Raw genomic sequence first — 6,768 nt, forward strand, 5'->3', positions numbered from 1 at the left:
CGATCATGTATGCAGCCTCTGCCTATGCCTACTATCAGCAAACATCGTGCCGAATCCTGCGTTCCACCGACGGCAGCAGCACGTGGACTGTAGCGCTTGACGCCGGCGATGCACTTCTTGGCAGGGACCTCTCCGCCATTGTCCTTGACCCCGCAACGCCCATGACCGTCTACGCTGCCGGCGATACCGGCGTCATCCGCTCGACGGACGGTGGGGCCAATTGGACGGACACCGGTCTCCATCAAGGGGTTACGTCCCTTGTCGTTAACCCGGCTACTGCTACTTTATATGCCTGCACCTGGCACGGCGTGTTCAGCTACAACATGTCCTCATCCCATACCTTGACGGCCGTGACATCCCCTTCTGCGGGAGGCTCCGTCGTCAGATCCCCCGATGCGGTTTCCTACACAGTCGGAACAACCGTTACTCTCACCGCCACTCCTGCCACGGGCTATTCCTTCACCGGATGGTCAGGGGACCTGTCTGGCATGAAGAATCCTGAAACCGTCACGATGAATACCGACAAGACAGTCACGGCCTCTTTTGTCATGAACACGGGGAACATCATGAAGCTGACGCTCGGGAGCAAGATGATCTCGGTAGACGGAAAGCAAGTCCCAATCGACGCAGCCCCTGACATCTTCAGCTCACGCACCTTCATCCCCATACGGATAATTACTGAAGTCTTTGGAGGAAGCATCGCCTGGGATGCGGCGCAGCAGAAGGTCACTGTTGTGAGGAACGGCATGACAGTGAACCTGTGGATCGGAAAGAACGCTGCAGAGATAGACGGCAAGTCGGTCAGCATCGACACCAATCCCGCTGTTGTACCGGTCATCTCGTACGGGAGGACTCTCCTCCCTCTCCGGTTCGTGGCGGAATCGCTCGGGCTGGACGTCCAATGGGACGGGACTGCGCACACCATTACGATAACAGCGAAGTCGTAAGAGATAAAGTGATTACGCACCCCGGTCAATATCAATGACCGGGATTGCGCTGTTTCCTCTGACCGCCGCAACTTCGCCATCCATGTTGCCAGTTCGTTCCAAAAAACCGTGTTCGTCCTCCAAATTCCCGATTCGTTGCCGATTTCCCTGATTCGCGATGACATTGCTCTCTGACTGACGTTTGTGCCATTTCCGGCTGAAAATGCCCTTCCGTTTGTCATCAACTTGACCAGATCGTCAGCATTCTGTTCCGGCAGCAATGTCGTGTAATTTGCAATTAAGTCGTGTAATCGGTAAATAGAGTCGTGTAATTGATAACAGCGAAGAAAGCGGACCGAGATGCTAGACGGGGCTCGTAAGACTTTCCGAAATCAGCTGGAAGAGTGATCTGAATACGAGCAGTCCCACCCCTAGGCAGGACAAATACCAGAAGGCGTCTTCAAACGCGGCAAGGTTCTACCAATGAGTCCGGACCTCCCGAAGGAGATGTGTGCGATATGTGTCCCCATTCGTATAGAATAATAGGGACAAGGAGAGAGAGTAGAGTTAGATGCTACCAGGCGAAACGTTGAAGACCGCATGCTACGTGGTCATAAGAACAGCGTCTATTGCACAAATCGCCAAGTATGGCGACTACCGTTGTATTCTGTCCCTATTTCTATACAATAATAGGGACGAGGTGAGATGATGAAACCACATACTATCAAGCAAAGAATTGAAGACCACATAAATCACGGTCATAAGAGAAGCGTCTATATGCTGGCAGATTTTTACGCTGCCGGCAATTACGAGGCCGTGAAGAAAGCTGTCTTGAGATTGGTCTCAGAAGGCAAGTTGCTGCGCGTGAATAAGGGTATCTACGAGAGCCCATACTATAGCTCCTTCTTGGAGAGAGAAGTGGAAGCGTCCCCTCTTGATGTTGCAAAAAAGATAGCAAGAAAGAATCAGTGGACAATTGTGCCAAGTGGAAACACTGCATTGAACGCACTAGGACTATCGACACAGGTTCCGGTAGAGTACCACTTCGTCAGCAGCGGGACAAACAAGGAAGTCGAGTTAGGAAGGATCAAGCTCTATTTCAAGCACGTTCCACCGAGAGAAATAGAGGGAATTTCCTCCAAGAGTGCATTAATCATTGAAGCCATTAAGGCTCTCGGAAAGACAGGAATGAATGATTCTGCGAGAACGAAAATTGCCAGCCTATTGCCTGATGCCGAGAAGGAAAGACTAGCTCGGGAATCCAAGATGAGCAGAGTGTGGGTTGTCGAAGAAGTCAGGAAGATCTTGGCAGCGACATGTACCAAATAGTAAACGAGAGCATATTCAATAGGAGACTACTCTTTGACGAAACGGCCAAAGATATGGACATTAGTGGGCCAACCGTGGAGAAGGACTTCTGGGTATGCTTCTTCCTGGATATCCTTTTCCATCAGAGCCAAGATGCGACACGTTTTTGCTTCAAAGGAGGTACAAGTCTATCCAAGGGGTACCATGTCATACGACGCTTTTCTGAGGACATAGATTTGATCCTTGATTGGCGGTTGCTGGGGTATTCCAGGGATGAACCCTATGATAAGAGAACGAACACGCAGCAAGAAGCATTCAATGATGTGGTTAACGAGAAAACTGAGGAGTACCTGGCCACATCTCTCATGCCAAATCTTAAAAGCCTGGCAGAGAAATACGTTGGGGAATCAGTTCGATTTCACATCGGCAATGATGACAGACAGACGATCTGCATTGCGTATCCGCGCCTGTTCCATGATTCGTATGTCATCCCAGAAATACGACTGGAAATCGGGGCTCTAGCTGCATGGACTCCATTTACGAACACAACGATTCAGCCATATGTCGCTGAATTTTTCCCGCGCCGATTTAAGCAAGCTGACACAGTTATTCGGACAGTGCAGGCCAAGAGAACATTCTGGGAGAAAGCTGTCATCCTCCACAAAGAAGCGCACCGAGTTAAAGGGAAGGTTCCAGAGAGGTATGCGCGACATTACTATGACCTGTACATGCTCTCGCAAACACCCACCATGGATGAGGCTCTTGCAGACGTGGAATTACTCAACACAGTAGCTTCCTTCAACCAGAAATTCTACCATTCGTCGTGGGCGCAATACGAGGATGCTACGCTGGAAAAGATAAGACTCGTGCCATCATCCGAGACAACGGCACGACTTGCAGAAGATTATCTCAGTATGCAGGACATGCTCTTTGGGAACAAACCCTCGTTTGACGTGATCATGGAAGGATTGGGAAAACTCGAGTCAGAAATGCACGAACTGGGAGCAATAACCACGTCTTTCCCAGCGCATGAACAATGATCTGGACACATTCGGACATGCGATCCGGCTGAAGTCCGGACTTGTAAGTATCAATGCACAACTCACCCTTGATATCTGTTGCCACGCCTGTTTGTGACACGAAATACAATACCAAGAATGGCACCAGAAGGATCTCTGCAAAAGAAATAGTAACGACGGAAAAAGAAACAAAACAATGGTTGAGACCATAGAGAAGCTCTATGGCTAAACTGTGACAGCGCATTAATGCGTAGAGTTCACTTCACCAGCCAATTGCCCACAAGCTCCGCTGATATCACTTCCAAAGCCGACTCTACGGGTCCAGGCAATCTCTCTCTTCGTCAGAATCTCTTCGAATCCTCTTAAGGCCGCTAGGCTTGGGGCTCGGAATTTGTCCCAGTGGCCATCACTGTCTTTGGTGGGATTGTAGATGATCAGGTTCACCACGCTCAGGCGAAGAATCTCCCTGTAAGCATGGATGAGATCGGCCAAGGCATCGGCTTGTCGAGGACTGTCGTTCATTCCCCCGAGAAGCAGGTATTCGATCATGAGTCGTCTGTTGGTTTTCGCGACATACGCATCGAGAGCGGGCATCAACTTCTCCAAGGGATAGGTCTTGTTAATGGGCATCAACCTGGAACGCAAGGCATTGTCGGGAGCGTGCAGAGAAATCGCTAGATTGATCTGCCAGTCTTCAGCTCCAAAACGTTCAATACCCGGAACAATACCGCTCGTAGAAACCGAGATGCGTCGTTGTCCCAGATTGAAGCCAGCTTTGTCGTTCAGCAGCAGAATGGCCTTCTTGACGTTGTCGTAGTTGAGAAAAGGTTCCCCCATTCCCATAAAGACCACATTGGTGACCTTTTCTCCTTTGGCTTTCAGCTCGCGGGCAAACGACAGCACCTGTTCAGCGATCTCAGACGGAGAGAGGACTCTCTTGAAACCAAGGTGTCCAGTAGCGCAGAAAGAACAATCAATCTGGCAGCCGGCCTCGGTGGAGACGCACACCGTGCGACTGCCGTCTCCGTGTTTGATAAGAACACTCTCTATGGCGAGGTCGTCACGAATGAAGAACAAGTTCTTACCAGAACCATCAAGCGACTTCTGCTCCGTCTTGAGGATGAGCTCGTTGAAGGGCAAGAGCCGGTCCAAATCCTGCCTCAATGTCTGGGGTATGTTGTCTATGGTATCAAACCCTTCCTTCAGGTCTCTGTATATGGCCAACTTGATCTGCTTGAAACGATACGCAGGTTGTCCCAGCTCTTCTAACGTGGTTTGAAGCTTATCCAAGTCCATATGTCAATTATAGCCCACTTTCGCGGATTCTTTGAGGTGTTTCTGTAAGAAATAGAACGACAGTTCATCAACGGAAGATCGCGCTTGAACCAGGACTAGACATCCCAGCCCTGCCTATCGTCCCTTTGGCCTGTCTATGCTACGCGTTCTGCCATCTGGAGTCGGCCGAGAGGCCTCACGCCTGTTCGAACTAAAGTTCTGGTATTGTGGAGTTCCTGTCCTGCCGATTAGCAAAAACATCACCACAGCCTTATACTTGCATTGGAGAGCATAATCTCCGCTGCGATGCCGTATGGATAGGGCGCGCTGACGGCTTTGGTGATTGGTTTTCTATCCACGGCCTGTATTGAAAGCACCTGTTGGAGAGCGCATGGCATGAAAACAACGAAATCACGGCACTATTCGATGATTGCCACGTTCATGAGCATTCTGCTTGCCGTGGTACTTGTGGCAATGGGTTGTACGCCTACCCGAGATCAACTGCCGACAAGAGATCAACTCCTTGGCAGAATCATGTCCGCCGACAACTACGGCGTCGAGTTTGTTCGGGGTGAGAGTACAAAGTTGCAGGGAGACATAGGCATATTAACAGCCTCGACCGGATACTTGACACCACTCACGAGGAGTCAGTTGGCAGGATCCATTGCAGGACGCTTTGAAACGATGGCGAACATTGGCATAGCAGCGATGCCACTGAATGAGAAGGATCCAATGTTTGACACCGTTGATTCCAAGGAGATCCAGGCGGCCCGACTCATGACCGATGTTTGTCTGGCCTGTTCCCAGACGCCCCATGGACCGGTTGCCAGCGTTCAGGACATTGCCGAACGCGTTGCCAAAGAAGGGACGCTGACGGTACAGGATTCCGCCTATCTGCAGAATCTCTCCATTAATCTTGAGACGGCATCCTCCTATATCGGACAGTATATCATAGAGAGGGATCCCTCTGTTCGCGCGGGCATAACAGGGCGGGTGACTGAACTCTGTACCCAGCTGAAGGGCCAGTAGACTGTGAACGACGATAGGATTCTGGAGCCGCGGGAAATGGAAGATATCCGGTCGAAAACGTCGCAACGACACACATGAGGCTAGCTCACTGTATGTGGCGATGCGCGCATGCTGATTCCATGGATGGCACTGTGGATTGGTGGTGACGCCATCCGCTTGAAACTGTTTGACCGCGGGGACTGGCTGCAGCACCACCAGGGGAACGTGTAGACTCATGTCACCATGGCAATGGGAGACGGGCGACGGGCAGCTTCAGCAAAAATCCCGCATTCGCGTTGTTCTGGTGGAATGAGGAATTGTTTGTAGCACGGCGCTGGTGACCGGGTTCCAGTCCACCATACTTGTTGAAGGCACGTGTTGGAGATGAATAGCATGAATACTAACAGATTCGTCAAGTTTATCGTAATAGGCATAGTGTTGCTTCTCGTCATCTCTGTTGGCGGATATTTCTTGTTTAAATCGTCCACAACGTCTCCCCCGAATGAAGCAGATATCAACGCCATCTACCAGGTCGTGGGCGAATTCGGTGCACGCCTCAAGGATGTGAGTCTGACCGACTCCAAACAGGACATCATCACGGCAGTGGACTTTAACCTGAAGCGACTTATCACCAACCGACTGTATCAAGAATTCGTGCAGGATACATCGAAGGTCCCAGGAAGAACCGTGTCAAGCCCATGGCCAGAACGCATTGAGATCGACTCTGTACAAAAGCTGGACAGCACGTCGTACACGGTAAACGGAAAGATCATCGGGATGACCAGCGTTGAGATGACGCAGGGCGGCAATGCAGGAGAGACACCCATTACGCTCACACTCAAGAAGGTCAATGGCACATGGCTTATTGAGGACGTGACATGACAACTCTTCCTGCACGAGATCTGCGGTTGGGGGCATGAAATGAGAAGAAGTTCACGTACGGTATTGGTTCTAGCCCTGGTCGCAGCGATTGGCCTTACAACTGGCTGCACCCCGAAGACCGCTGTGAAGGATGTCCAAATCCACATGATGAGGTACGCGACCCGCAACCTGCCTATGGACGAGCCGTCCCCTGACTATGATGCAGTTCCTCTCGTGTGGAATATCGGACAAAATACGGTCACAAACTCTCAGACGCCCGTTGTGCACGTGAACGGCAAGTATTCTACCTATCCCCTGTACTGGTCCTCCGGCACGCCCCTTCTTGCTGTTCAGGTCTGGGACTACAGTAG

At 50.9% G+C, this 6,768-nt stretch carries 7 protein-coding genes; 6 read left to right on the top strand and 1 reads right to left on the bottom strand.

What is annotated here, in order from left to right:
• The 3 genes from SMC1_RS09520 to SMC1_RS09530 all read left to right on the top strand — a co-directional run.
• On the top strand, positions 1-947 hold a 947-nt coding region (locus SMC1_RS09520; RefSeq protein WP_207799406.1), incomplete at its 5' end, for a stalk domain-containing protein.
• A 684-nt stretch (positions 948-1,631) separates the two neighbouring features.
• Positions 1,632-2,255: a DUF6088 family protein gene (locus SMC1_RS09525; RefSeq protein ID WP_119086539.1), complete on the top strand. Its 624-nt coding sequence runs from the start codon at positions 1,632-1,634 to the stop codon at positions 2,253-2,255.
• Positions 2,243-3,274, top strand: a complete 1,032-nt coding sequence (locus SMC1_RS09530) for a nucleotidyl transferase AbiEii/AbiGii toxin family protein (protein ID WP_119086540.1) — start codon at positions 2,243-2,245, stop codon at positions 3,272-3,274. The genes SMC1_RS09525 and SMC1_RS09530 overlap by 13 nt, the downstream gene beginning before the upstream one ends.
• A 222-nt stretch (positions 3,275-3,496) precedes the next feature.
• Here SMC1_RS09530 and rlmN read toward each other — a convergent pair whose 3' ends face one another.
• A complete protein-coding gene (gene rlmN / locus SMC1_RS09535; protein ID WP_119086541.1) occupies positions 3,497-4,549 on the bottom strand; it encodes a 23S rRNA (adenine(2503)-C(2))-methyltransferase RlmN in 1,053 nt (350 codons plus the stop codon).
• A gap of 375 nt (positions 4,550-4,924) precedes the next feature.
• On the opposite strand from rlmN, the gene SMC1_RS09540 reads away from it, so the two are divergent.
• The 3 genes from SMC1_RS09540 to SMC1_RS10755 form a co-directional block, all read left to right on the top strand.
• A complete protein-coding gene (locus SMC1_RS09540) occupies positions 4,925-5,557 on the top strand; it encodes a hypothetical protein (RefSeq protein ID WP_119086542.1) in 633 nt (210 codons plus the stop codon).
• 372 nt (positions 5,558-5,929) lie between these two features.
• Positions 5,930-6,418 carry a hypothetical protein gene (locus SMC1_RS09545; RefSeq protein WP_119086543.1) on the top strand — a complete coding sequence of 163 codons (489 nt, stop codon included), beginning with the start codon at positions 5,930-5,932 and terminating at the stop codon, positions 6,416-6,418.
• A 39-nt stretch (positions 6,419-6,457) separates the two neighbouring features.
• Positions 6,458-6,768 (top strand): hypothetical protein (locus SMC1_RS10755; protein WP_165849426.1); only part of this gene is annotated, 311 nt, incomplete at its 3' end.

The sequence above is a fragment of the Candidatus Cryosericum septentrionale genome (assembly GCF_003570995.1).
Classification (GTDB): domain Bacteria; phylum Caldisericota; class Caldisericia; order Cryosericales; family Cryosericaceae; genus Cryosericum; species Cryosericum septentrionale.